Genomic DNA, 21,236 nt, shown 5'->3' with positions numbered 1-21,236 from the left:
GATGGCGGCGCAAAACGCGATTGAATTCCACCATGTCCGCAAAAATTTCACTGGCCAAACGATCCTCAGCGATCTCAATTTAACCATCCCTGCCGGGGAAATTTTTGTGCTGGTCGGTCCCTCTGGTTCAGGCAAGACCACCACGTTGAAAATGATCAACCGGCTGGAAGAGCCCAATGCCGGGACAATCACTTTCTTTGGCCGGCCCGTGGCGGATTATCCGCTGCAGGAACTGCGCTGGTCCATCGGTTACGTCCTGCAGCATATTGCTTTGTTTCCCAACATGACCGTGGCAGAAAACATTGCGGTGATTCCCGAAATGAAGAAAATGAGCAGAACACGGATTCAGGAACGGACTGAGGCGCTGCTGGCGGCCGTTGATCTGCCCGCCGCGGAATATGCCCAGCGGTATCCCGATGCTTTGTCCGGCGGCGAAGCCCAGCGGGTGGGAATTGTCCGGGCCTTGGCCGCCGACCCTGGGGTCATCTTGATGGATGAGCCATTCAGCGCGCTGGACCCGCTGTCCCGTAATCAATTGCAGGATCTGATTCTGCGCTTGCAGGCGCAGCTTCATAAGACAATCGTGTTTGTGACCCACGACATGCACGAAGCGTTGAAAGTCGGCGACCGCATTGCGGTGATGCACAACGGCGTGATCCACCAAGTGGGCACGCCCGCTGAGATCCAGCAGCACCCGGCGACCAATTTCATCGCCGATTTCTTTGCCGGTGCCGAAGTGGGGCACGTCGTCTGGGCGGACACCCTGGCCCAAGTATTGGCTAGCGGCGTCTTGCCGACCACGACTCAGCCGCCGACCCCCGGTGTCACCAGCCAGACCACTGTGGCGGCGATTGCCCCGCGGTTGGGTACTAATGAAACCCTGGCGGTGGAAAATCCAGCGGATGGGCACACCTATGCCTTGGATGCGCCCGGTTTGTTGCAGTATATCGTATTGGTTCATACCTCGGAAAGGGATATAAAATGAGTGAAACACAGCATTTTGATACGATCGTTATTGGTGGCGGCCCAGGCGGTCTCGCCGTGGCCTTTGGTTTAGCCGAGCAGCAACAGGTGGCCGTGGTCGAAAGCGACCTGTGGGGCGGGACGTGTCCCAACCGCGGCTGTGACCCGAAGAAGATGCTATACGGCGTCGTTGAAAGCCGGATGCAGGATCGGCGCTATGCCCAGCATGGGCTGACTGGCGCGGCTGAGATTGATTGGCCGGCCTTGATGGCGTTCAAGCATAGTTATACCGATGGCGTGCCCACTGGGACTGAAAAAGGGCTGGCCGGCAGCGGGGTGACGACGATTCACGGGGCTGCTGCTTTCTTAGACCCCCATACGATTCGCGTCGGTGACGCGGAGTACACCGCTGAGTTCATCATTATTGCCACCGGCGCTCACGCCCTGAAACCGGATATTCCTGGCGGCGATCTCCTAGGGACCAGCACCGACTTTCTGGATCTGCCGCTCCTGCCGCCGACCATGGCCTTTATTGGCGGGGGTTACGTAGCGGTGGAACTGGCTAACATTGCCGCCAATGCTGGCGCCCAGGTTCATCTGATTCAGCACAATCACCGCTTGCTGCGGGACTTTCCCGAGACCTATACCCAGCGGCTGGCCAAGATCATGGCGGCGCGGGGGATTATTTTCCATTGGAATACCACTGTGGAGAAAGTCACTGAGACGGCGGATGGCGTGGCGCTGCAGCTGAGTGACGGCCAATCCCTGGCGGTGGCGCGGGCCTTCAGTGCCATCGGCCGACCTGCTAATACGGATCTCAACCTAGCCGCTGTGGGCTTAACGGCGGTGAAAGGCGGCATCGCGGTCAACGATCACTTGCAGACGATTCAGCCGAACATCTACGCCGTGGGCGACGTGATCGCCAAGAATCAGCCGAAGCTAACGCCAGTGGCCAGCTATGAAGGCCGCTATGTTGTCGGCCAGATTTTGGGGCAGGACACGGCCGCCATTCAGTATCCGGTGGTGCCCCATATCGTCTTCGCCAGCCCGGAACTCGGTCAGGTCGGTGTACGCCTGGGTACGACCGCGCAAGCGCCGGACCGTTATACTGTTGAAGAACAAGACTTAAGCGGTTGGTATACGTACCAGCGGATTCAGGATAAAACGGCGCGGGTGACGACGATCACCGATAAAAATACCCATCGTCTCGTGGGGGCCGTCGTCTTGGCGGTGGATGCCGAAGAGCTGCTCAATTACTTGACGGTGCTGATTCAGGAGCAGAAGCCGGCCAGTGCGCTGCAGCAGTGGATTCCGGTGTATCCGAGCGTGGCCAGTGATTTATCGTATTTGTACCACTAACGCCGCTTAAGTAAGTGCAAACGCTTGCGTTATTTTTCTCAATCGCTTATTGTTCAGCTGGAAAGACCAGTGAACAGGAGCTCCCGCACCTGGTACAGGAAATCCGTACCAGGTGCGGGGGCTTTTTTGGAGGTGATTGGATGTTACCATTTTGGCGCATTAAGAAACTGTGGTGGCGAACAGCGCTGATGGTGGGATCGCTGATTGGCTTTGGCGTCCGGCCCTCAGGATATATGGGCCCAGTGCATGACGGCAGTGTTTTGGCTCTGCTTGGGTATAATTACAGTTTGAACTTTGCCTTTTACGTCCCTTTGATCCTGTTTATTGGGACGACTGTTTTGATTACGGATTATTGGATTACCGCTCTCCATTTCGGGTTGGCCCACTTAGTCATTGAACGGCGGTCAAAGACTTGGCTGCTTGGCCAAATGCTATTGACCACGTTCCTGTATACTTTTCTGATGTTGACGACAGCTTTAGTCGGTACGGTTGTTGCGATTCGGGTAATCTATCCGACATTGCCGCTTGCCAGTCGGCTCGGGATGATGTTCTTCCTATTTGATGACCCGACCATTGGTTTAATCGTGTATATCCTAACCCACGCGGCAGGGTATGCCTTAATGGCGGACTTTGTCTTAATGATTGGTCTCTGGATCAAGCGGCCGTTTCTTTTCCGGGCCTCTGGTCTGGTCATTTCTTTTACCCTGTATCTGGGGTTGGGCTTTGTGAGCAGTGTCCCCCTGACCCGCCAATTCTTTGGCCATTTGTATCTGCCTAACCTCATTGATTTACAACAACAGGTTGGCTACGGACGATATGGCATGAGTACGGCGCCGTTGACTTCCTTTTTCTTTACCGTCCTGCTTTATGCCGGTTTGATCATTGCCGACGGTTGGGCCTGGTTGAAGTTTGGCGGTGAGGGTCATGGCTGATGCCCGGCCAATTTGGCGGCAAGCCTTTAATCCCTGGGCGGTGGGCCTGCTGCTCACGGCTATCCTGATTGCGCCATTGCTCAGTTTAACCCACTGGGCGCCGATGGTAGTGACGTTGGTCATTGGAAACAGTGTGACGTTAACCAGCAATGTCCTCTTCATTTTATTAATGGCCTATCAGCTGGGCCGGCTGCGCGCGGTCAATACGTTCGTGGCGGTCCGGCTGGGTCAGCGGCCGTATCATCGGATTGTTTTGACGACGCTGCTGATTGATTGGCTGGTCTATACCGTAAGTCTGTACACGATTGAATCGCTGGCGTTTGGTTGGACGCATGTTGATGTATGGGTGGTTTGGCTTTTCTTCGCGGTCAACGCCTTGATGTACCTCGTCTTTGTCGGATTGATGGCGCTGACTTTGGTGAAACTGCCGCCAACCGGGGCAGTGATTTTAGCGTTCGGGGTGAACTTCGTGGTCCATTATGTACTGCTGAATCCCCTCTTGCCGCGTTTCATTGCGCCGTTCAATCTCCCGACCTAAGAGAAAGAAGGATTACGATGCGTTTATTAACTGTGGCGCAAATTGCCAAAAGTTTTGGTGCCCAGCAGGTATTGCAGGATGTTTCTTTGACTGTGGACAGCGGCGAGGTGGTGCATATTGCCGGCGGCAATGGCTCGGGTAAATCGACGCTGCTGAAAATCGTAGCAGGGATCATTCCAGCCACTTCCGGGACCTTTCAGCTGGGCGAAAACACACACATCGGCGCCTTGATCGAGAATCCCGGGTTTCTGGAAGGCGAGTCGTTGAAGACAAACCTCACTTTTCTGGCGGCCATTAACCACCATAGCGATCCTGCGGTGATGGCCGGCTTGGCCCAGCGGTTCGGCTTGGATTGGCACAGCCGCCAGTCGATGAAGAAATATTCCATTGGGATGCGGGAAAAAGCCGGTATTATCCAGGCCGTTATGGAGGACCAGAACCTGATTTTGTTAGACGAACCGACCCGCGGCTTAGACGAAGCAGCTTTGACTCAATTGGTGAATTTGGTGGCAGAATTGCGGACGGCCGGTAAAGCGGTGATCATTGCCTCCCACGACCGGTATACGCCCATCACGTACACCGCTAATTATCAGCTTGAAGGAGGGCGATTGACACGGCAATCCGACGGCGTACTATCTATTCCCTCCTAAGCTGGGGGATCGTGGTGTTTCTGCTGGCAAAACTTGTGAATCTGCGGCCGGCCCAAGTCCGTCCATTTTTCTTCGGCTGGGCCCACGATATGCCGTTTCAGCAGCTCGTCGAAACGGCCATCGTCGCCGGCACGGCGCTGGTTGTGGGCAGTACGCTGCGGGATTTGACCGGTCTTTACCCCATGATCGTGACCCGGGCGTCCCGGCGGGGGTATCAGCGTATCGTGTATCGGCAATTGGGTATGGTGACTCTTATCTTGACCGGGCTCACCTGGGGCATTGCGCTGTGGTGGACACCGTTTGATTTCCTGTGGTTTGGCAGTTGTTTGGTGCTGATTGCGGTGAGTATTGTGCCGTTTATTCAGAAGCGGCTGGATTGGGCGGTACTGGAGTCGATGGGAATTTTGTTGGGTCTGCGGATCGGCTTGCAATTTCTTGTGGGTTTCTAGCTTGGATTGTTGGCTGGGGATAAGTACGTGGTATTATGCTTGAGATGGTTAGTGTCTGTTCTTTGCACTAGGGAGATGTCCAAAAAATGAAGATAAAATTTTGGCGGGTATATGCGGTTGTTATCGCTCTGTTTGCGGCTGGGGCAACGTATGCCGCAGCTCCTGGGGTCAGTCAGCCTGTTCAGGCCGACAGCGAAGGCCCTTCGACTATCTCGGAAGAGAGCGGTACGCTGCGGGTCGTCAACATTGATAACACGGGGATTGCTCTGTGGCATGGCTATGGCACCAATCGGCATTACGCCGGGCGCATCTTACCCTATGGCTCGCGCTGGCAATATTCTGGGACGGTTACAGTACCCGCTTATAATTCCAGCGAAACCTGGTATAACGTTGGCGGTGATCAGTGGGTGGAAGGCCTTTATGTTCGGACTTTTCCAAACAACCGCGATACGACCTACAGGATCGTTGCGCAGCGCGGGGTAATTTATGTACCTTCGTTCCCAATTATGCCGCTGCCCGTTGATAAGGGGACGCCGCAAACCAGTCGCTCAACATGGTCTGGATATTTGCATTTTACCGCCGGCTCAGCATGGCAGTATTTCCACGTTGCCTATTCGTCCGATCAATATGAGCCGCCGAAATATGATCTCGGCGGTGGCGAGTGGGTGCAAGGTCTGCGAGAATATACTGGTATTTTTACTGTTGCTGTTCCAGCGCACCCGACTTGGGGCGCGGCCGTTTATGACCGTGATTTGAAACCAATTCGGCTTCTGCCGGCTGGCAGTCAGTGGTGCACCTACGGCAACCGGTATATCAATGGCGCTGAGTACTACGACTTAGGTGGCCAACAATTTGTGAAGCGGGATGCCGGTTTGATGCAAGTAGTGAATAAATAAGGCGGGATGGGTGAAGCGTATTGAATGATATGAATAAGCACCAGCATGGCGATGCGTTAAATCAGGAGGTTCTGGATTCGTTGGCAGAAGTGGTTGATGATTTGACAGATCACCACTTGCCCAGCGCGAAGACAACCGCAGAGCTGAATGCACTGCTCGAAGTAGATGACCAATAAAAACAGCAGTCGTACTGGGAACTTGGCCAGTATAACTGCTTGTTTTTTCACTCTTTGATAAAGTTCTTCTGGTACCATTTCTCTCCCCGAAAGCGGAGCAGGAAGATGAACCCGCGAATGCCCCATTCCAGACACATAATCAGATAGATGCCGACCAACCCGTACCCCATGACGATACCAACATAATAGCCAACGCCGATCCGGAACAGCCACATGGAAAGCAGCGAGACGGTGGTGGTGAACGGTCCGTCACCGGCGGCCCGCAAGGCTGAGGGTAGGACGAAGCTCAGACTCCAGACCAAACAGTGCATCACGATCGTGATCAGATAAAATTGGAAGATCACCGGCACAATAGCGGCTGGCGGGTTGAAGAGCTGAATACCGATCGGAAAGAGCGGCAGCAGCAATAAGTCCACGGTGATAAAGAGAATCATCCCCAACACTACAAAGGACTTGGTCAGCTTGCGGGCATCATGGATATTTCGCCGGCCAATGGATTGGCCCACAATTGGGACGAGGGCGGTGCTTAACGCGCTGGGCATAATTTCTGACAATTGGATCCAGGACCCGCCGATGGCATTGGCGGCGATCATATTCGTGCCCAGACTGACGATCATCATCTGCATGATGATTTTGCCGCCATTGAAGAAGGTTGACTCGGCGGCGAAGGGGATCGCGACGATGATGACTTTCCGAATCATGGCAAAACTGGGGTGCTTCAGTGTGCGCATCCGCAAATTGAAGATTGCCCGGTTGCGGTAGAGCATCCAGATGGCTAAGCCGGCGGCGAGGATGCGGGAAATGTTCAGCGAAATCGTCAGACCGATGATCCCCATTTGTAAAATACTGACAAATAAAATGTTGAATGCCAAATAGATAGCGTTCATGGTCAGGGAAAGCTGCAGCGAGGTCTTGGTCCGGCCGACCCCGCGCAGGCTGCCGTTGGTCCCTTCTACCACGGCTTGGAACGGATAACTGAGCAAAATCCCCACCATATAGGTCGCGGCACCGTCCAAAACGGCCTGGTCGGCGTGACCGAAGAGCAGGGCGAGGATCTGCCGATGTAAACTCATAAAGACAGCGGCGAGGATGATAGCCACGAGGACAGCACCATAGACGGCCCCATTCACGATTTTAGCCAGCATCTGATAGTCCTTATGACCGTAGTGCTGGGAAATTAACACCGTGCCGCCCAATCCGATGGCGACGAAGAATTGGACGAGAAAAATATTCACACTGCCAACCATGTTCACCGCGCTGATCGCGGCGGTCCCGGAGGAAGAGATCATACTCGTGTTAATGAAGTTGAAGCTGACCAAAAAGAATTGGTCGATGACAACGGGAATCAGCAGGGCGAAGACAAAGCGGTAGCTGATGTCTTGACCGGAGAAGAAGCGGGTGAGCAGCGCACTGCCGCGCTGGCGAATACGGGACATAGTGAAAATCCTTTCGTGGGAAGTAGTATCTCTATTGTAGCGAAGTTAACGGGGCCGTGCGTAACCGTTTTCTATTTTTGGTGGGAAATGTGATCATTGGGCATAATAAAAGCGGTGGGTCATTCTTTTTCAAAGAATCACTCGCCGCTTTTCCAACCGTCAATTACTTGTCTAACGCCTGATCATCAACACCATCCAACGCCTGACTAATCGCCGTCAAGGTGTCGTCCAGCGCGCCGGGTTCAAATGGTGACGCCAGATGACCGGTCTGGATCAGTTCCATCAAGGTCTGGGAACCGCCAGCCTTGGCCATGGTGGTGTAATCCGCCCAGGCCTGGGGATCATGGTCCACATTGAACCGTTTCCAGAACTGGTAAGCCAACACTTGGGCGATGGTATAGTCTAAATAATAGAACGGGGATTCAAAAATGTGGCCTTGCCGGAAGAAGTAAATCCCCCGTTCCAGCGCTTCATTCTCACTGTAATCCCGTTCCGGGTTGTATTGCTTCTCTAAATCGCGCCAGCACGCCTTGCGCTCTGCTGGTGTCCATTCTGGATGGGTATAAATCTCATGCTGGAAGTGGTCGACCAGAATGCCGTAGGGCAGGAATTCCAGCGCGGCTTCCAGATGGTTGTACTTGTATTTCTCCTCGGCGGCGCCGAAGAAGCCCTTCATCCACGGATAGGTAATGAATTCCATGGACATGGAGAAAATTTCTGCGGCTTCGAAGGTCGGGAAGGTGCTCAGCCCGTCCTTGATCCAGCGGGAAGAATAGGTTTGGAAGGCATGCCCGAACTCGTGGGTCAGGACATCCACATCGCCGGAGGTGCCGTTGAAGTTGGCGAAGATAAACGGCGCCTGCAAGGACGGAATGTATTCACAATAGCCGCCGCTTTGCTTGCCTTTTTTCGCCAGCAGGTCAAACAGGTGGTTCTTGACCATCAAGGCAAATAAATCGCCGGTTTCTGGCGAGAGGTCGTTGTACATCTGCTGCGCGGTGGCCACCAGTTCATCGGGCGTGCCGGTGGGCTTGGCATTGCCGCTCTTGAACGCGACGGGCAAGTCGTAGTAGGCCAGCTTGGCCAACCCTAACCGCTTGGCTTGTTTGGTATATTGCTTCTGGGTCAACGGCACGACTTTTTCCAAAACCGTCTTGCGGTATTGCGCCACCATGGGTTCATCGTAGCCGAAGCGATTCATGTAGACGTAGCTCAGCGCGGAATAGTCGGGATAGCCCAGGGTGTGGGCAATCTCGGTGCGCACTTTGACCATGTCATCGTAGATCCGGTCGAAGTCGGCTTCGTGGTCGGCAAAAAAGCCCCAATAGGCCTCAGTCGCTGCCTTGCGGGTGGCCCGGTCAGCACTTTCCCGGTACGGACCGAGTTGGGCCAGGGTCAAGGTTTCGCCCTGGAAGTCGATTTGCGCGCTGGCGACTAATTTTGCATATTCGCTGACCAGTGCATTATTCTTTTGTTGCAGGGGAATAATTGCCTCGTTGGCCATCTTCAAGTCGTTTTGCATACTCATGATGTCCGGCTTGGGATAGATCTGGCCGAGGACTTCTTGGTAAGGGCTGGCGACCACGGCGGCCTTGTACTTGCGTTCTTCGTTTTCGTACAACGGGCCATTGGTGTTCCAATAGTCGTCTTCCTTATTGTAGAATTCATCATTGGTGTCAATGGAGTGCCGGATCTGGGCCAGCATGGCCTGCGAGGTGTAGTCGTTGATCAGCTGGTTGGCCGCGGTGGCGGCCGCTAATGCTGTATCCGGATCATCGGCCCCTTTTAAGGCCGTGGTATAAGTGGCCAGACTCGTTTTGATTTGGTCAAAGTCTGGGCGGGTGTAGGGTGCTTCTTTGAAGTCCATTAGGTGGTTTCCTCCAATCGTTGAATACTCTCATTTTGGCGGAACTGGGGGGCAGATGCAAGCCTTTCAATTGGCGAATCAACGAGAAAATATTTTTTCCGCCTTGACAAGGTCCTCATCCAGCCATTAGACTGGGGTTAATCAATTTTGAAAGGACGTGGCGACTATGGCAAAGACAACAAAGAAGAGCATTGTACTGGGCGCCGCTTATTCCTTGGCTGATTAATCATTTAGTGAACACCATCAGCACTTGGCAACTAAGCGGCCCAACTATTGACGAACGATAGTGGACAGTTTTTCTGCCAGGTGTATTTTTATACCCAAAAATCGAATAATTGCCCGCTATTTTGGCTGAGACATTAAAGATAGCGAGGGAAATAGTGATAGATTATTTAACAACTTACGGGCTCACCGACCGTATTCGTAATACCGTACCGGTCACGGACCAGACCCAACTAGCCCGGGTGATCGGTGAGCAAAAGGAATTGTACCAAGTGATGACGGCCGCGGGACCGCGGAGTGCTGAGATTACCGGCAAGTTCCGCTTTAATACAGTGTCCCGGGCGGATTTCCCCGCCGTGGGCGACTGGGTGGTCTGCCGGCTGACAGCGAACGGCCCGGTACTGATCGAGCGGGTTGTGCCGCGGTTTTCTCAGTTCACCCGGAAGATGGCGGGGCTGACCACCGATGCCCAGGTCGTCGCCGCTAACGTGGATACGGTCTTTATCGTTATGGCGCTGAACCATGACTTCAATCTGCGCCGCTTAGAGCGCTATGTGACGGTAGCTTATGACAGCGGTGCGAACCCGGTGGTGGTGCTGACCAAGGCCGATTTAACGGACCATGTCCAAGAGCAGATCGCCCAGGTCGAAGAGAGCGCGGTTGGGCTGCCGGTCCATGCCGTCAGTGCCATTACCAATCTAGGGCAGGGAGAAATTCTGCCGTACTTTCAAGAGGGCCAAACCGTCGTGCTGCTGGGCTCCTCTGGGGCCGGCAAGTCGACACTGGCCAACTGGCTGCTGGGCGAAACCGTCCAGGTCACGAATGATACCCGGGCCGGCGACGATCACGGGAAGCATACGACGACCAGCCGCGAGATTTTGCGGCTGCCCAATGGCGGCCTGCTCATGGACACCCCGGGGATGCGGGAACTGCAATTGTGGGACACCACCGATACGGGGGCGATCGCCCAGAGCTTCCAGGACATCGAGACCTTAGCGGCGCAGTGCCGCTTCCGGAATTGTACCCATGAGCGGGAACCGGGCTGTGCCGTGCAAGCGGCCATCGCAGAAGGCACGCTGGATCCCCAGCGGTTAGTCAGTTATCGCAAATTACAGCGGGAGAATGCCTTTTTGGCGAAGCAGACCGCCCAGCGGGCCAAAGTGCTGACGCACCGGGCCAATAAACGGCGGTATGCCGAATAGCAGTTATTAAAGAACCCGGGCACGCCTTGAAAAATCAGGGCCTGTCCGGGTTCTTGCTATTTATTTGTGATCTTGTTTCTTTTGCTTCAGCATGGCTAATAATTCCGGGTCCACAGCCACTGTCAAACGCGGCTTGTTGGGTGCCGCTTGTTTATCCGCTGCCGGCACCGGCGCGGCTTGGGGCAGCGGTGCGAGGACATCCCGCATAGCGGCCACCGGCTGCTGGCCGAAGGTATCGACATCCAGTCGCCCAGACAAGAAATTCTTCAACAGATCATGGCGGTGTTCCACCGGCACGATTTGCAGGCGGCTGGTCAGCATGCCGAAGTCCCCGTAACAGTCCGCACTGGCCTCCGCCCGAGTGATGGCGGTGTAAAAGGACTGGGCGTTGACCATGCTGCCGGAGGGCGCCAGACCGATCAGTACGTGGGCTGCCTGGCCGCCCTGGGACTTATACACCGTGACAGCGTAGGCCAGGGCAATCTTGTTGGTCAAGCCGCCAAAGCTAAAGTAGACATAATCATCATCCACCTGGACCACCAAGAAGTGGCGGCGCACGTCAATATGGGTGATCAGGCCCGTGTCGCCATTGGTGATCACGGTGGTTTCGTAATCCACATGGTCGCTGGCGGCGACATCGTCTTCGTCGTCTTTGGTGGCGACAATGCGCCGATTGGTATTCGGGTCCACCTTCTGCGCTCGGCTGTCGTTAGCCAGCACCATCACTTTGTCGCCTACCCGGAAGGTGTCCGGTTCCTCGGTGTCCGGATTGACATAGGGGGCGACGTACTCCGGCTGGCCGGGCACCGCGGGGCAGGCAAACTGCTGAATCCGGGCATTCATCTGCATCCGGCCCAGCGTGCCCTTGTTGCGGTTGACCAGCAGCAGCATTTGGTTCGTATCATGCCCGTTGCCGGCCCACAGGGAATGATAGGCGGCAATCAGCGTATTAGCGATCGTTGCCTCATCCCGCTGGTTATACAGCCGCAGACTGCCTGATAAATAGGCCGGCTGGGCAGCATTGAAGGGCAGCGGTTCCCGTTCCCGAATCGTACTGGCCAAATCGAGAATGCCGGACTTCGCGCCCTGGCGGTAGACGTGCTTCAGGGTGATCGTGGCGACTGCCGGGGATTGGGCGAGGTCGTTGAGAAAGTTGCCGGGCCCGATCGCGGGCAGCTGGGAGGCGTCGCCGACGAAAATCAGGTGGCGCTTTTCATACACCACCGACCGGACCAGCTCCCAGGCCAGATCAGTCGTCAGCATCGACGATTCGTCCACAATAATGAAGTCGCTCTTGCCATAGGCGTCCGTGTTGCCCTGGCGGGTATAGGCAGCAAACTCGAAACCGGGCATCAACCCCAGGCGGGCGTGGATCGTCCCGGCGTAATGGCCGGTATAATCCCGCAGTACTTTCGCTGCCCGGCCGGTGGGCGCCATCAGGGTCAATTTCTTATTGTGGGCCTTCATGATCTGCACGAAGACGTTGATAATCCAAGTCTTCCCCGTGCCGGCGGCACCATTGAGGACGGTGATGCCCCGAGTGTTGGCGGTGGTGAGAAAGGCGCGCTGCTGGTCATCCAGGGTGACGCGGTGTTTGGCTTCAAATTCAGTGATGGCGGCGGCCAGTTTCTCTTCTTCCAGCACCGGCCAGCGCTGCTTCTCGGCTTTCATGATGCCTTGAAAAAGATCGGCTTCTTTAACGTACATTGCCATGGTGGTGACCAGCTGGTACTTGGTATTGACCACGAACCCGTTGCGCCAGCCGGCTTCTGGCGTCAACTGCGGGGTCACATCCACTGGGGCGACACTCAAGGCGTCAGTACACTTAGCCACGAAGAACTTGATGGAGGCAAAGGTATTGCCGCTGGCCAGGATCTCCGTGGCAAAGACATACTGCATCCCGAATTGAATCCGGCGCGGGTCGTTGCGGGGAATCCCGGCGGCCAGGGCAAACTTGTCCGCTGTTTTGAAGCCGATCCCGCCGACTTCGATCAGGATGTAAGGATCCGTATTGATCTGCTTGATTGCCCGCTTGGCATCGCCGAAGTGGTCGAAGACATGCTGATAAGCAATCGGCGTCAGCCGGTCGCCGAACGCCGCCATAAGCAGACTCAAATCGGTATTGCGCTTGACGATGGCCTGCAGCCGGAGCAAGGTCTTTTCCCCGACGCCGGTGATTTTTTTATCCAGCAGACTGCCATTCAATAACAGGTCCAGAATTTTCTCGTTAGGCGGTACGGCATCCACCAATTTACCCAAGGTGGCCGGACTCTTGGCCAGAGCTTGGGTCAGGAAGGCCCACTGCCCCGGCGCGTCCTCCGGCAGGCCGTAGTGCACGGCCTTCAATTGATAGGATGGTTTATTATATCGATGGCTGGCTGGTTCATCGTAAAGCAGATCCATCTTAGTGACCGTACCCTCGTCGTAATGGGCCATCTCACCGGTAATCGTCAATTCGCCCCGCTGGTCCACGGGGATCTCTAACTTTGGGTCCAGCATGCTGGCGGCATAGACCCGATAATCCGTATTCGCCCGTTCAAAGAGCTGGCGGGTGATGCGCAACGGCACGTTTTTGAACAATTCATTATTACTGGAGAGCATCGCGATCTTCCCGCCTTTCTGCCTGTCCGGGCAAACGTATGTTACGTAGTTCCAGTATAACGGAATCTGGCGGACGAAAAAAGCAGGCCTACTTGACCTGCTTCAAGAAAAATCAATTACTCAAGGTTGATAAAGTCGCCAGCATCCAGCAAGATCTTCACGAAACCGGGCACCGTTTCGCCCCGGTTCCAATCCCGCTGCCATTCGCAGGCCAGCTGAGCGTTGGAAACCAGTTGTGCACCGGCTTGTTCAACCCGGCGCAGCGCGGTTTCATGGGCAATCGTGGACGTGCCGCCCACGGCATCAACGACGGGATAAACGTCGTAGCCTTCACGCATCGCGTCCAGGGACGGGAAGGTCAAACAGGCTTCAGTCCACAACGCGGCAATAACCAATTTCTTGCGGCCAGTGGCTTTGACGGCTTTGACGAAATCTTCGTCTTGCCAGGCATTGATACTGGTCCGGTCAATTGACGGCTGGTCCCCCAGGACAGACTTCAATTGCGGAATCGTGTCCTTGTTGCGGCCGGAGGTGACGTTGACTGTGGACAGCACAATCGGCACCTTGTACAGCTGGGCCAGCCGAACAGTAGTGATGATATTGTTGATCAGTTGGAAATGATTCATTGAAGCGATGGAGTTGATTTGGGTCGGCTGATAGTCGATCACGAGCAGAGCAGAATTCTCCGGTGTTAACAATTGGTCATCCACCGGGTCACGACGCGGAAAACTTGTCATTGAAAATACCCCCAATATTTTTGAAAATGTATCCGCTATTACCGGAATCAAGTTTATTTTAGAAGGGTGAGGCGGGGAATGGAAGAAATATGCTTGGAGAGAGAAGAGGGCGGAAGCGGCCGCTCAGAAGCGTCGGCGTAAGGCAGGGGCGCATAAAACCTAAAACCGGGTTTTATGCGCCCCTGCCTTACGTTTGTCTAGCTTCTGGCCGCTGGAGCCCGTTTAGGAGGAGTAGCCGCTCACTCCCCCTTCAACAACTCCAACAGCTGCGCCACCTGGGCCTTCAACTTCGTCCCCACATCTGTCTCCGCCACGGTCTTGCGGGCAATCGCCTGCTCCACGATGCGCTTGGTAGTTACAATATCGCTCAATTCGGCTATTGCTTTAGCCCGCGTCGTAAAGGGCTGCAACGTCACCAGTTGCAAACCATACGAGTTATACAGCAGCGTGTAACCGCCAATCCCCGTAGTGGGCTGATAGGCCCGGGCAAAGCCGCCGTCAATGATCAGCATTTTGCCATCTGCCAGAATGGGCGACCGGGATGTCGCTCATAAAGGCTTCGGTGCTCTTAGGCAGGTTGAGAATGGCTTCCAAGTTGATGATTTCGGTGGTGACGGCTTCTTTTGTGGGGTATTTTTCCCGCAGTAGGGATTTTTCCAATTCTTGCATGGGGTTGCACGACCTTTGTTAGTGATGTGCTCATTATAGCAAGTATTGGAAGAAAAAGAGCGGTGGACAGCTTGATTAAAATGTAAGCTTAACTAGTGATGCAAAAGTTAGAAGATGGACTAGACCATTATCCGGTTTGGTGACGGTAATTCAATAACATTGTGAAATAGAATGCTTGGTGCTAAAATTAAATCGGTTACTTTCTCAGCTGCTTTTATCGGTAATTCCCGCAGACCATCGACGAGGTGACGATAATGGACTTCATTATGAACTTGATCAAAGTAAAAGGACCGTTCTTGATTGTGCCGCTCGTAATTTTGCTTTTGGTGATCGTGCTGTTTGTGATTATCCTCAAATCAGCGGGCTTATCAAAAATGGCAAAAACGGTAATTTTATTGATTCTTTCGATCATCTTTATCGGCATTGTCATGCTGTGTGTCCTGATTGTATCAATTGGGCTGAACACGGGTTGAGTCTGACCGATTGATTGCAATTCAGGTAAAAAAATCGTGGTCAGCCATGGTACAATGTAAGAATATTCACGAATACTGGAGGGCACGATGACACCTGTACGTTTGATTGCCGCCGATATGGACGGCACCTTTTTGGATGACCACAGCACGTTTGATCATGATCGGTTTCAACAGGTCTACACGCAGTTGCAAGAACGCGGCATCCGGTTCGTCGCGGCCAGCGGCAATCAGACGATTAAGATGCAGCGGCTGTTTGCTGATTTTCCAAACGTTGATTTTATCGGCCAAAACGGTGCGGAGATTCAGCTCCACGGCGAACCGCTAACCGCGGCTACGTTTGCGCCAGAGACAGTGACTAAAATGCTGCAGATCATGACGGCTTATCCCGCTGCCCAGGTGGCGGTCTGCGGGATTGAGACCGTTTGGATTCGGCAGGACGCCGACCCGCAATTTGCGGCGAACATGCGCGGCTACTATCCCCATGTGACGGCCGTACCAGACCTGGCCCCGTATACTCAGGATATTGTGAAATTCGATATGATCGGCGATCCCCAGGCGATGGACAAACTAACCGAACCTTTGCGCCAATCACTGGCTGGGTTAGCGGTCCCCACCGCCAGCGGGACGGGAATCATCGATTTGATTCAACCAGGCCTGGACAAGGCCTGGGCACTGCATCAGCTCAGCCAGCGTTTGGCCATTGCGCCGGCAGAAATGTGGGCGTTTGGCGATGGGGCTAACGACCTGTCCATGTTCCGTTATGTTGGCCATTCGGTGGCCATGGCGAACGCGGCGGTGGCGATCCGGCGGGCGGCCGACGCCGTGGCCCCGGCTAATACCGCTAGTGGCGTGCTGGCCTACATTGAGCAGCATGTCTTAGCAAAAACAAGGTAGTTAAAAATGCGTCCGACCATTCAATTGGCCAGGACGCATTTTTGACTACCCGCCGCCCAGTAAGAAATCCAGCACGTTCCAGCCTTCGCTGGACGTCGCCCGATACAACTCCGTATACCCGCACCGGGTACAGCTGATGGTCACGAACTTCTTGTTCTGAACATCGAAGATCTTAGCAAAGTTGCCGCCGGTGGCTTGAAACTGATCAGCTTCGTAGGTTTCGTTGGCGCATTTGGGACAGACATATTGTTGCTTATCCATAGAGAATCACCTTCTTTGCGCATTATCATGGCATATGTGGGACGAGAATGGAAGAGGTTTCTTCAGGATTATTTTGGGGTTGCCGGCTAGTCGGCGGGATCATCAGTGGTAGCAAGCACTGTGATCTCGTGATCGTTGACATAGGCAAAGCGCGCGCCGCCGTTAGGAAAAGTGAGCACGCTGCCGTCTGGATTGATGCGGATGTAGGCCGCAATCATGTCATAGGTGCCATCGATGAAGAGCAATTCGTTGTCATCAGCGCGATGAAAGGGAATGAGTTGATGATCGTAATTGACAGTAATACCGTGGAAAAGTAGAGCCGCATTGGCTGGCGGATTGCTGAGCACAAACGGGTTAACTGGAAAGCTGATATCCAACTGGAGTTCTCGCGGTGTCAGAAAGGAAAACACACCACCGTATTTCGGCACGGCAAAAACGAATCCGTCAGAAGCCACGCGTACAGTTCCGTAAAGGTCGTCCTTATGCGGACTGGCAAATAGAAGTTCATCCCTGGCCGGTGTCATGAACGGAGTGGCTTGGTCGGGATAATGGATCAGCAGATCCTGGAAGAGAACTTGGTGATAAGCCAAAGCTTTGCCCCCTTTTACAATGAGTCATCCAACGTCAGGGCCACGGTCATTTCGCCAGCGCTGGTGAACACAAATCGGACACCATAACCGGGCGACACGCTGAGCTGACCATTGTGGTCAACTTGAAGATGCGCATTGATTTCGTCACGCAGGCGGGTCACAAATACTAAATCATCGCCAGCTGCCTGGATGAAGGGTGTGGCCCGCTGATCATAGATGATCGTGTACTGATGGAACGACATGCGTTGATAGGTTGGCGGTGTGGCGGCAGGCATATCGAGGACACTGTCCAGATTGAGACCGACCCGGAATTCGTGCATGGTCACAAATGTAAGATTGCCGCCGTACTTAGGATAGGCCAGCACTTGACCGCTTTTACTAAGTTGAAAATAGACGATCACTTCGTCCCGTTCCCGATTGGCAAATAATAATTCTTGATCATCGGGCCGTAATAAAGGGATCGCCCGGTCATCATAATGGAACGTGATGTCGTGCCAAACGATCTGCTGCTGGTGGGCCATGGAAACTCGCCTCATTTCTAGAGATTACAGTTTCTGTGATTATATCGAATTTCAATTTATTTAAGCAACCGTTTTCGGACTCTGAGAACCTCAATAATGCCCAATCGTCCCGTGATGACGCGCCGCATTGGTAGCCTGCTGAAATGTAATAAGACCGACCAGCAGCCACACCAGTGTATTCACCATACTCCAAAACAGAAGTAAGCCGCCGCCAGCAAAGCCAGCAGGATGGTGCAGCATCTGGCGCAGCAGCGAAAACATTGGCACCAATGGTACAAAGTGACCAACAAAGGCCAGCAAGGGGCCGCCGGTATCGAAAGGAATCATGAGCAGGAACACGAAGCCGAATTGGATGATCGATAGGGCTTGGGATACTCGTTTAAATACAATCGCCAAACTGGCGACCAGCAGACCTAACGCTAGCGCCACGAGCAAAGCTAAACTAAAGGGGATTAATTGGACCAATTCCAGGCGTAAACGAATGCCTGTCAGCAGCAGAATACCAATCAGCACGCAGATGATAAAAACCAGAGACGTGCCAAGCGTGATGACGGCGCGCATCATAAACAGCCGCAGAGGTCCTAATGGTGATAGGAAAAGCTGTTCCAGTGTGCCGTTTTCAGCCTCTTCGGCGATACCGAAACCCATGTCACCCACGGTATTGAGAACCAGCATCCAGAGTACGTAACCGATAATTAAGTCCGTCATCCGGGTCCCCAGCAGGGTGCCGCCAGCCATGAACCGGCCGCCCAGGGCAAGCGCGTAGAAACTGACGACGGCGAGAATGATCTGGGCGGCGGTTTCGGTGGGATACCGCCGCATGAGGAGCAGGGTGCGCCGCAATTCACTTTGCAGGGCGATACGCATGGTCTTCACCTTCTTTCTTGGGGCTAGCCAGGACGTGTTTAAAGAGTGCGGCCAGGTCAGCCTGTTTTTTAGTGATGGCGGTGAGCGGCAACCGGCTCAGCACGCCGAGCAGCTGTGACAGATAGGCGGGATTTGGCAACGTAATCAATAGCGTGGTTGCCGCCGGTTGACTGAGGGTGCCCAGAGCGGTGAGCTGACTGATCACCGCTGGACTGGGCGGTGTTGTGAATGCCAAGGCATAGGTTTCTGGCGAAAATCCAGCCAGGGCACTGGCAGTGCGCCCACGAAATGCAATTTTTCCCCGATCAATCATCAGTAAGTCATCGGCTAGCGCCTGGGCCACGCCCATATCGTGGGTGGTCAGCAGCACCCCTAACTGCGTCTCAGCAACGAGTTGGCGGATGATTGTCTGAATCTTTTCGACCGCTGGCAGGTCCAGTCCGAGCGTCGGTTCGTCCGGCAACAATAGCTTGGGCTGATGGATCAGGGCACAACAAATCGCGACGATCTGCTGCATGCCGCGGCTTAACTCGCGGACGGGCTGGTTGGCCTTCGCTGACAGACCAAACCGGGCCAGATTGGCCAAGCCGCGCTGACGGGCCGTTTGGTGGGGGATACCGCGCAGACCGCCCCAATAATCAAAATTTTCAGCCGGTGACAACCGCCAATAAAGATTGCGGATGCCTTCCAGTACCGCGCCGACTGAACACAGCGCCTGCAGTGGTTGTTGACCATTGATTTGAATCGTCCCCTGAGTGGGGGTAATGAGGCCTAGCAGCATCTTGATCGTGGTGGTTTTGCCCGCTCCATTTGGACCCAGAAACCCCACGATGTGCCCGGCGGCGACATCGAATGAAACATCAGACACGGCGGTAAAAGAAACCGCGTGGGCCGTATGATATGTTTTTTTGAGATGAGCAGCAGATAATAACATTAACATCGCCTCCGTTGTGTAACTGTCTTGATTATCGCCGGGGGGCAGTGCTAGGATGGAGCAAATTTACGGATAAGTAAACCAAATTGAGGGGATGGCGGTTGCATGGTGACGTATGGCAGTATTTATCAGCGTTTGCGTAAGAATAAGAATATTACCTTGCAAAACGTAGTCCGGGATACCGGCATTAGCATTGCGACAATTTCCCGGTTTGAACGGGGCTTGAGTGATATCACTTTGGCTAAATTAGCGCCGCTGCTGGCCGCCATCCACGTGACGTGTAAGGAGTTTTTCTTTGAATACGATTTTGCCCTCGCGGCGGCGCAAAAGACGCCGCGGGAAGCCATTCACGGAGTAATGGCGGATCGCGACCTGCCGTTTGATCACGACTTTCTGCATCAGTCCGAATACAGCACGCAGACCGTTGCGGATATTTTGCCGGTGATTGCCAAACGAGCGGCTGCTTTCCAAGAAAATGCCACCCAATACAATCTGTTGATGTTGGCTTATTATTGTGCTATGTACGGATTTTTGAAGCATACCCCCGATACACATAGCATCGATATATTACGGCACTATCTGTTGAATGTGGATGATTGGGGTGTATTTGAAATCGAGCTGTTTATCGGGTCCAGTATGTTCTATGCGCCGGCTGATAACTTGCAGATGCTGCGTACTGGCTATCGTAAATCCCAGCGGTTGGGTATCAGCAAGGAGTTCGGCCCGTTGCAATATTGGCTGCTGGCATCAGATTTTACCGTATTGTTAGCTCTGCACGACCTGCCCCGCGCCGGAGAAGTGTTGACGATGCTACAGTCTCAGAAGAGTGACGGTACTTTGACCGGCCAAGTGCAAACCATGTTTTTCTCCGGCTGGCTAATGATTGCCCAGGGTCATGTGGCCGCTGGGGAACGCATCTGCCGCAGTGCAATTGCTATTTTCCATGTGTTGCACGATCAGCAGAGTGAGCAAAACTGGACGACCAAGCTGGAGAATATTCTCCAGGACCCCACGGCTGGCTATATTTTACTGAGCGGTGGGATGGGATGATCAGAAAAACGGCTTGTACTTTGACTCACCGCGCATTACCAAATCACGAAAAAGAACCAACTTCCCATTGTTGAAGTTGGCCCTTTGTTGTGGCGGGCGACTACTTATGATGCCGGCGGTGTGAACTTAATACCGTAAACGCCGAGACAAATTGCGCCAAGCATGATTGCTAACGCCATGAGGACATTCACTGTAATTGATAGGATACTGTTCTGCCAAGCGAGTGTCTTGGCTAGCATTGGCAACATTAGGACAATGATAACGATGACGCGCCACATGTTATGCTTGTTCACCCCATTAAGTACGTTATGCAAGTCAAACATGGTCAGGATACCCACTGGAATCAAGAACACGTAAATAAAACTGATTACGAATTGCAGCGGCGTGCTGCTTGGTAAAAAGCCGATGGCAATAACGTCAACGAAGATACAGCTGATCATTCTGGTAATTTTCAATGGCCGGACAACCTCCTTAAAGGTGACGTTTGGGCGTACCTTTGAGAGCTGTTACTGAGCGAGTTATCAACTCATACTAAAGGTAATCCTGCCAAGTGTTTTGTATCAAGCATAGGTAGAGAAATCCAGGCAAAATAAAACACAGGTCCCTGGGGGCGGTGCCCCGTCAAGTGGACAGCTCAAATATTAAAAGGTCGTTCTCGTGTTGTTCCCCAATTAGGGGCGAATTAGTTACTGATTTTGGCAGTCCGCAGGGGCTGCCATTTTTGATCCAAGAACTTTCCTAATCAAATGGTCCTTCTGGAATAGTTGGATACCGATTTAGTGCCATCTCATACGTTCCCATAGAGATGCGCTTGGCCTTGGCTATCACATTTTCTGTGTAGATTTGGAACCTTGTGCGGGTCGGCGTTACAACAAATACAAGGTCGACAATCGAATCGCTTTCTTCGTCGTAAAGAAGTGAATGATCGTAGACCTGGAAAACATCACCC

24 protein-coding genes and 1 pseudogene are annotated in these 21,236 nt (G+C 53.7%); 12 read left to right on the top strand and 13 right to left on the bottom strand.

Annotated elements, in window-relative coordinates; translation table 11 throughout:
* The first annotated feature begins 1 nt into the window (after position 1).
* From H627_RS0110275 to H627_RS20515, 8 genes are all read left to right on the top strand, one after another.
* Entirely contained in the window at positions 2-985 is a 984-nt protein-coding gene (locus H627_RS0110275; RefSeq protein ID WP_027828890.1) for an ABC transporter ATP-binding protein, read from the top strand.
* Positions 982-2,322, top strand: a complete 1,341-nt coding sequence (locus tag H627_RS0110270; protein ID WP_027828889.1) for a dihydrolipoyl dehydrogenase family protein — start codon at positions 982-984, stop codon at positions 2,320-2,322. Before H627_RS0110275 ends, H627_RS0110270 begins: the two co-directional genes overlap by 4 nt.
* 140 nt (positions 2,323-2,462) lie before the next feature.
* On the top strand, positions 2,463-3,254 hold the full coding sequence (locus H627_RS0110265; RefSeq protein ID WP_027828888.1) for a hypothetical protein: 792 nt from the start codon (positions 2,463-2,465) through the stop codon (positions 3,252-3,254).
* Positions 3,247-3,792: a hypothetical protein gene (locus H627_RS17915; RefSeq protein ID WP_035440657.1), complete on the top strand. Its 546-nt coding sequence runs from the start codon at positions 3,247-3,249 to the stop codon at positions 3,790-3,792. Before H627_RS0110265 ends, H627_RS17915 begins: the two co-directional genes overlap by 8 nt.
* Before the next feature lie 17 nt (positions 3,793-3,809).
* A complete protein-coding gene (locus H627_RS0110260) occupies positions 3,810-4,442 on the top strand; it encodes an ATP-binding cassette domain-containing protein (RefSeq protein ID WP_035440655.1) in 633 nt (210 codons plus the stop codon).
* A gap of 14 nt (positions 4,443-4,456) precedes the next feature.
* Positions 4,457-4,891 (top strand): hypothetical protein, encoded by a 435-nt coding sequence (locus H627_RS0110255; RefSeq protein WP_027828886.1) that lies wholly within the window; start codon positions 4,457-4,459, stop codon positions 4,889-4,891.
* 86 nt (positions 4,892-4,977) lie between these two features.
* The gene (locus tag H627_RS0110250) at positions 4,978-5,787 is read left to right on the top strand and encodes an SLAP domain-containing protein (RefSeq protein WP_027828885.1); all 810 of its coding nucleotides are present in this window, start codon (positions 4,978-4,980) and stop codon (positions 5,785-5,787) included.
* 20 nt (positions 5,788-5,807) lie between these two features.
* The gene (locus H627_RS20515) at positions 5,808-5,963 is read left to right on the top strand and encodes a hypothetical protein (protein WP_162261540.1); all 156 of its coding nucleotides are present in this window, start codon (positions 5,808-5,810) and stop codon (positions 5,961-5,963) included.
* 47 nt (positions 5,964-6,010) lie between these two features.
* On the opposite strand, the gene H627_RS0110240 is transcribed toward H627_RS20515, so the two are convergent.
* Both H627_RS0110240 and H627_RS0110235 read right to left on the bottom strand, forming a co-directional pair.
* Positions 6,011-7,399: an MATE family efflux transporter gene (locus tag H627_RS0110240; protein WP_027828884.1), complete on the bottom strand. Its 1,389-nt coding sequence runs from the start codon at positions 7,397-7,399 to the stop codon at positions 6,011-6,013.
* Positions 7,400-7,562: 163 nt separating this feature from the next.
* Positions 7,563-9,266: a M3 family oligoendopeptidase gene (locus H627_RS0110235; protein WP_027828883.1), complete on the bottom strand. Its 1,704-nt coding sequence runs from the start codon at positions 9,264-9,266 to the stop codon at positions 7,563-7,565.
* Positions 9,267-9,646: 380 nt separating this feature from the next.
* Between H627_RS0110235 and rsgA the strand changes: the two genes are divergently transcribed.
* On the top strand, positions 9,647-10,690 hold the full coding sequence (gene rsgA / locus H627_RS0110230; RefSeq protein WP_121499981.1) for a ribosome small subunit-dependent GTPase A: 1,044 nt from the start codon (positions 9,647-9,649) through the stop codon (positions 10,688-10,690).
* Between the two features lie 60 nt (positions 10,691-10,750).
* Here the strand turns inward: rsgA and H627_RS17910 are convergent, their stop codons facing one another.
* From H627_RS17910 to H627_RS20110, 4 genes and pseudogenes are all read right to left on the bottom strand, one after another.
* On the bottom strand, positions 10,751-13,291 hold the full coding sequence (locus H627_RS17910) for an AAA family ATPase (RefSeq protein ID WP_051225347.1): 2,541 nt from the start codon (positions 13,289-13,291) through the stop codon (positions 10,751-10,753).
* A 116-nt stretch (positions 13,292-13,407) separates the two neighbouring features.
* A complete protein-coding gene (locus H627_RS0110220) occupies positions 13,408-14,028 on the bottom strand; it encodes a hydrolase (RefSeq protein WP_027828881.1) in 621 nt (206 codons plus the stop codon).
* A 239-nt stretch (positions 14,029-14,267) separates the two neighbouring features.
* A pseudogene (locus H627_RS0110215) lies at positions 14,268-14,561 on the bottom strand (fructose-bisphosphatase class III); the annotation flags it as partial.
* Positions 14,527-14,697 carry a fructose-bisphosphatase class III gene (locus tag H627_RS20110; RefSeq protein ID WP_121499982.1) on the bottom strand — a complete coding sequence of 57 codons (171 nt, stop codon included), beginning with the start codon at positions 14,695-14,697 and terminating at the stop codon, positions 14,527-14,529. The gene H627_RS20110 and the pseudogene H627_RS0110215, both read right to left, overlap by 35 nt.
* A gap of 254 nt (positions 14,698-14,951) precedes the next feature.
* On the opposite strand from H627_RS20110, the gene H627_RS0110205 reads away from it, so the two are divergent.
* Together H627_RS0110205 and H627_RS0110200 are read left to right on the top strand one after the other, a co-directional pair.
* Positions 14,952-15,170 carry a hypothetical protein gene (locus H627_RS0110205; RefSeq protein ID WP_027828879.1) on the top strand — a complete coding sequence of 73 codons (219 nt, stop codon included), beginning with the start codon at positions 14,952-14,954 and terminating at the stop codon, positions 15,168-15,170.
* A gap of 87 nt (positions 15,171-15,257) precedes the next feature.
* On the top strand, positions 15,258-16,064 hold the full coding sequence (locus H627_RS0110200) for a Cof-type HAD-IIB family hydrolase (protein ID WP_027828878.1): 807 nt from the start codon (positions 15,258-15,260) through the stop codon (positions 16,062-16,064).
* Positions 16,065-16,109: 45 nt separating this feature from the next.
* On the opposite strand, the gene H627_RS0110195 is transcribed toward H627_RS0110200, so the two are convergent.
* From H627_RS0110195 to H627_RS17905, 5 genes are all read right to left on the bottom strand, one after another.
* Entirely contained in the window at positions 16,110-16,325 is a 216-nt protein-coding gene (locus H627_RS0110195; RefSeq protein ID WP_027828877.1) for a zinc ribbon domain-containing protein, read from the bottom strand.
* A gap of 86 nt (positions 16,326-16,411) precedes the next feature.
* Positions 16,412-16,915: a hypothetical protein gene (locus H627_RS0110190; protein WP_027828876.1), complete on the bottom strand. Its 504-nt coding sequence runs from the start codon at positions 16,913-16,915 to the stop codon at positions 16,412-16,414.
* A 14-nt stretch (positions 16,916-16,929) separates the two neighbouring features.
* Positions 16,930-17,436, bottom strand: a complete 507-nt coding sequence (locus tag H627_RS0110185; RefSeq protein ID WP_027828875.1) for a hypothetical protein — start codon at positions 17,434-17,436, stop codon at positions 16,930-16,932.
* Between the two features lie 90 nt (positions 17,437-17,526).
* Entirely contained in the window at positions 17,527-18,303 is a 777-nt protein-coding gene (locus H627_RS0110180; RefSeq protein ID WP_035440652.1) for an ABC transporter permease, read from the bottom strand.
* Positions 18,281-19,237: an ABC transporter ATP-binding protein gene (locus H627_RS17905; protein WP_051225346.1), complete on the bottom strand. Its 957-nt coding sequence runs from the start codon at positions 19,235-19,237 to the stop codon at positions 18,281-18,283. Before H627_RS17905 ends, H627_RS0110180 begins: the two co-directional genes overlap by 23 nt.
* A gap of 105 nt (positions 19,238-19,342) precedes the next feature.
* Between H627_RS17905 and H627_RS0110170 the strand changes: the two genes are divergently transcribed.
* Positions 19,343-20,287, top strand: a complete 945-nt coding sequence (locus tag H627_RS0110170) for a helix-turn-helix domain-containing protein (RefSeq protein WP_027828873.1) — start codon at positions 19,343-19,345, stop codon at positions 20,285-20,287.
* Between the two features lie 104 nt (positions 20,288-20,391).
* Here the strand turns inward: H627_RS0110170 and H627_RS0110165 are convergent, their stop codons facing one another.
* Both H627_RS0110165 and H627_RS20510 read right to left on the bottom strand, forming a co-directional pair.
* Positions 20,392-20,742 (bottom strand): hypothetical protein, encoded by a 351-nt coding sequence (locus H627_RS0110165; RefSeq protein ID WP_027828872.1) that lies wholly within the window; start codon positions 20,740-20,742, stop codon positions 20,392-20,394.
* A 283-nt stretch (positions 20,743-21,025) separates the two neighbouring features.
* On the bottom strand, positions 21,026-21,236 hold a 211-nt coding region (locus tag H627_RS20510; protein WP_027828402.1), incomplete at its 5' end, for a hypothetical protein.

Source organism: Schleiferilactobacillus harbinensis DSM 16991 (assembly GCF_000425885.1).
GTDB lineage: Bacteria > Bacillota > Bacilli > Lactobacillales > Lactobacillaceae > Schleiferilactobacillus > Schleiferilactobacillus harbinensis.
The sequence above is the reverse complement of the archived record's forward strand: the minus strand, read 5'-3'. Positions and strand labels throughout refer to the sequence as shown.

Excerpts from the sequence above, each read along its gene's own strand:
- H627_RS0110275 (WP_027828890.1), top strand. The coding sequence starts at position 2 with ATGGCGGCGCAAAACGCGATTGAATTCCACCATGTCCGCAAAAATTTC.
- H627_RS0110270 (WP_027828889.1), top strand. The coding sequence starts at position 982 with ATGAGTGAAACACAGCATTTTGATACGATCGTTATTGGTGGCGGCCCA.
- H627_RS0110265 (WP_027828888.1), top strand. The coding sequence starts at position 2,463 with ATGTTACCATTTTGGCGCATTAAGAAACTGTGGTGGCGAACAGCGCTG.
- H627_RS17915 (WP_035440657.1), top strand. The coding sequence starts at position 3,247 with ATGGCTGATGCCCGGCCAATTTGGCGGCAAGCCTTTAATCCCTGGGCG.
- H627_RS0110260 (WP_035440655.1), top strand. The coding sequence starts at position 3,810 with ATGCGTTTATTAACTGTGGCGCAAATTGCCAAAAGTTTTGGTGCCCAG.
- H627_RS0110250 (WP_027828885.1), top strand. The coding sequence starts at position 4,978 with ATGAAGATAAAATTTTGGCGGGTATATGCGGTTGTTATCGCTCTGTTT.
- H627_RS0110240 (WP_027828884.1), bottom strand. The coding sequence starts at position 7,399 with ATGTCCCGTATTCGCCAGCGCGGCAGTGCGCTGCTCACCCGCTTCTTC.
- H627_RS0110235 (WP_027828883.1), bottom strand. The coding sequence starts at position 9,266 with ATGGACTTCAAAGAAGCACCCTACACCCGCCCAGACTTTGACCAAATC.
- H627_RS17910 (WP_051225347.1), bottom strand. The coding sequence starts at position 13,291 with ATGCTCTCCAGTAATAATGAATTGTTCAAAAACGTGCCGTTGCGCATC.
- H627_RS0110220 (WP_027828881.1), bottom strand. The coding sequence starts at position 14,028 with ATGACAAGTTTTCCGCGTCGTGACCCGGTGGATGACCAATTGTTAACA.
- H627_RS20110 (WP_121499982.1), bottom strand. The coding sequence starts at position 14,697 with ATGCAAGAATTGGAAAAATCCCTACTGCGGGAAAAATACCCCACAAAA.
- H627_RS0110205 (WP_027828879.1), top strand. The coding sequence starts at position 14,952 with ATGGACTTCATTATGAACTTGATCAAAGTAAAAGGACCGTTCTTGATT.
- H627_RS0110200 (WP_027828878.1), top strand. The coding sequence starts at position 15,258 with ATGACACCTGTACGTTTGATTGCCGCCGATATGGACGGCACCTTTTTG.
- H627_RS0110195 (WP_027828877.1), bottom strand. The coding sequence starts at position 16,325 with ATGGATAAGCAACAATATGTCTGTCCCAAATGCGCCAACGAAACCTAC.
- H627_RS0110185 (WP_027828875.1), bottom strand. The coding sequence starts at position 17,436 with ATGGCCCACCAGCAGCAGATCGTTTGGCACGACATCACGTTCCATTAT.
- H627_RS0110180 (WP_035440652.1), bottom strand. The coding sequence starts at position 18,303 with ATGCGTATCGCCCTGCAAAGTGAATTGCGGCGCACCCTGCTCCTCATG.
- H627_RS17905 (WP_051225346.1), bottom strand. The coding sequence starts at position 19,237 with ATGTTATTATCTGCTGCTCATCTCAAAAAAACATATCATACGGCCCAC.
- H627_RS0110170 (WP_027828873.1), top strand. The coding sequence starts at position 19,343 with ATGGTGACGTATGGCAGTATTTATCAGCGTTTGCGTAAGAATAAGAAT.